Annotated in this window: 2 protein-coding genes; both read right to left on the bottom strand. The window is 69.9% G+C overall.

What is annotated here, in order from left to right:
* Nucleotides 1-133: 133 nt before the first annotated feature.
* Nucleotides 134-913 carry an IS21-like element helper ATPase IstB gene (istB, locus tag ACSGC5_RS14865; RefSeq protein WP_288077101.1) on the bottom strand — a complete coding sequence of 260 codons (780 nt, stop codon included), beginning with the start codon at nucleotides 911-913 and terminating at the stop codon, nucleotides 134-136.
* Nucleotides 910-2520 (bottom strand): IS21 family transposase, encoded by a 1611-nt coding sequence (istA, locus tag ACSGC5_RS14860; protein WP_414683136.1) that lies wholly within the window; start codon nucleotides 2518-2520, stop codon nucleotides 910-912. Before istA ends, istB begins: the two co-directional genes overlap by 4 nt.
* Between the last annotated feature and the right edge of the window lie 195 nt (nucleotides 2521-2715).

The following is a 2715-nucleotide window of genomic DNA, read 5'->3' as shown; positions in this document are numbered from 1 at the left end:
TGTCAACGGCCAGTAGGAATTGCCCATTGGCGGCCAGTAGAAGTGCCCGCTGGTGGCCAACAGATCTGCCCATTCGCGGCCAGGAGTTCTGCCCACCGGTGGTGGTGGACCTGGCCGCGGCGGGGCTCGGCGGTCAGCTCATCGGGGTCACCCCCGTCCCGGCGAGGGCTTGCGCGAGGCGCACGGAGTCGCCGCTGGTCTGGGCGAGGTGGGCGTGATGCAGCAGCCGGTCGACGGTCGCGGTGGCGAGGGTCTTGGGCATGAGCTCGTCGAACCCGGCGGGGTGCAGGTTCGAGCTGATCGCGATGGATCGTTTCTCGTAGGCGGCGTCGACGAGCCGGTAGAGGCCCTCGGCGGCGTCGTCTCCGACGGGGAGCAGTCCGATGTCGTCGACGACGACGAGGTCGGCGCGGAGGATGCGGGCGACGGTGCGGGTGACGGTGTCGTCGGGGCGGTGCGCGCGGATCAGCGCGCCGAGGTCCTCGAGCCGGAACCACGCGACCTTCAGGCCTTGTTCGACGGCGTGCTGGCCGAGCGCTTCGAGGAAGAACGTCTTCCCGGTCCCCGCGGGCCCGCAGATCACGAGGTTCTCCCGCCGGTGCACCCATTCCAGGGTGCGAAGTGCCTGCTGGGTCGGCTCCGGGATCGTCGAGAGCGACGGGTCCCAGCTGTCGAAGGTCTTCCCGGTGGGGAATCCGGCGGCCTTGCGGCGGGCGGCGAGCATGGACCGGGCCCGGCCGGCGATCTCTTCGTCCAGCAGCGCTTTGACGATCTCGGCGGGTTCCCACCGTTGCGTCTTCGCGGTCGCGAACAGCTCTGGCGCGAGGGACCGGGCGTAGGGCATCTTCAGGTGCCGCATCATCTGCTCCAGCTCCGCGGGGATCGGCGGGGCGGTCGGCGTCGTCACGCTCATGCTCCGACCTCCCCGCCGCGGCCGATGCCATCGATGAGCAGGTCGGCGGTCTCGTCATCGGTGGCGGTGATCTCGTCGACCGGGACGATCACGTGCTGCGCCGTCGGCGAGGGTTGGCCGATGCTCGCCCATCCGCGGGTGCCTTGCGCGAGCGACCGGGACTCCGATGCCGCCCTGGCGGGTGTCACCTGTACTTTCGCGCCGAGAATGGACGCGAGGTCGCCGGTGTCGAACCGGCCGTAAGCGGCGGCGACTCCGAGCGCTTCGTCGACGACCTCGACCCCGTGGATGCGGGCCAGCTGCACGGCTTCGCGCATCTTCTGGTTCATCCGCTGCGTGCCCGCCGCGGCGGCCTCGATCAGCCAGGCCGCGGCGCCGTGCCCGATGCCGAGGAAGTCGGCCTCCTCGGCCGAGCGGGCCTTGATCGCATACTCGCCGGGGATCTTCACGGACTGGCCCGGGAAGTGCTCGTCGATGATGCGCGGTGAACCCGGGCGGGCGCGTTCGTGGCGGGCGACCTCGACCGGCCCGTCGATGCCGTGGTGGACGATCACGACCCGTTCACCGTCGGCGGCGCCCTGCGCGCGGACGAACACCTCCGCGCCCATCAGCAGGTGCGGCACCGAGTACTGGCCGTTCTCGAACGCGACCATCGGCGTGTTCTCACCCACCCGCCGGGACACCCCGAACGCGACGGTATGCGCCCGCTGCGGGACAGGGTGCAGCCGCTGCGCCTCCTCGGCCAGCGCATCGACCGGACGGCGCCTCGTGACGCGGTGCTCGCGGCCGTTGACCTCGTCCATGAACTGCTCGCATGCCGCCTCGAGCTCGGCGAACGACGCGTACCCGTCCCGCAGATTCGCCTCGGTCGGGACCAGGTCGGCCTTCGCGAGCTTCACCGACGCTTCGACCCCGCCCTTGGACGCCGGATCCGCGGGCTGGCAGGTCAGCACCGTGACCCCGTAATGCCTGGCGAACGACACCGTCTGCGCGTTCCGCACCGGAACCCCCGCGACATGCGCGACCGTGACCGTCTTCTCGTTATCGGTCAGCACATACGTCGGCGCACCCCCCAGGATGCGGAAAGTGCGATCCAGCGCGGCGAACACCGACGGGATCGACTTGTCCCGGATCGGGATCACGATCCGGAACCGGGAGAACGCGAGCCACGCGACGAACAACACGACCTTCACCCCGCCGACGACGGGCCCGTCGCCGAAGTCGTACTGCAACCACAACCCCGGCTCGGTCACCCACGGCCGGTGCACCCGCCGCCGGCCCGCCCGCCACGCCGCCTTCACGTCCGCGACCGCGCGCCGCGTCGTCCGCTCCGACCCATCGAAGCCCAGCGAGGCGAGAACCTCGTGGACCTTGTCGGCCCGCACCTTCCCCTGCGACCGATCCACCAACTCCTCGACCTTCTCGAGGAACCCGTCGATGACCCGCACCCGCGGCGCGGCAGCACCCACCGGCAGGCCCGCGTCCCGCGCGGCGACATGCGCAGCAACAGTGTGATGCGAACACCCCGCCAACTCCGCAGCAGCACGATACGACCCGGTCAGGTCATACGCTTCCAGAATTTCCATGATCTCTCCGTCAGACTTCACAACAGCCCCTTCCTTGGGCGAGAACGGCGTCAAGCACCGTTCATCGAACCCGGGGAAGGGGCCCCACCCGCGACGACGCACGGAGCGGAACCATCAGACGTGGGCAGAACTCATGGCCACCAGCGGGCAGTTCTGCTGACCATCCATGGGCAGTTCCCCTGACCGCCTATGGGCAGTTTTCCATGGCCGCCGACA

The sequence above is a fragment of the Microbacterium sp. bgisy207 genome (assembly GCF_965345035.1).
Lineage (GTDB): Bacteria > Actinomycetota > Actinomycetes > Actinomycetales > Microbacteriaceae > Microbacterium.
Note: the sequence above shows the minus strand (reverse complement) of the source record. Positions and strands in the feature narration are given on the sequence as shown.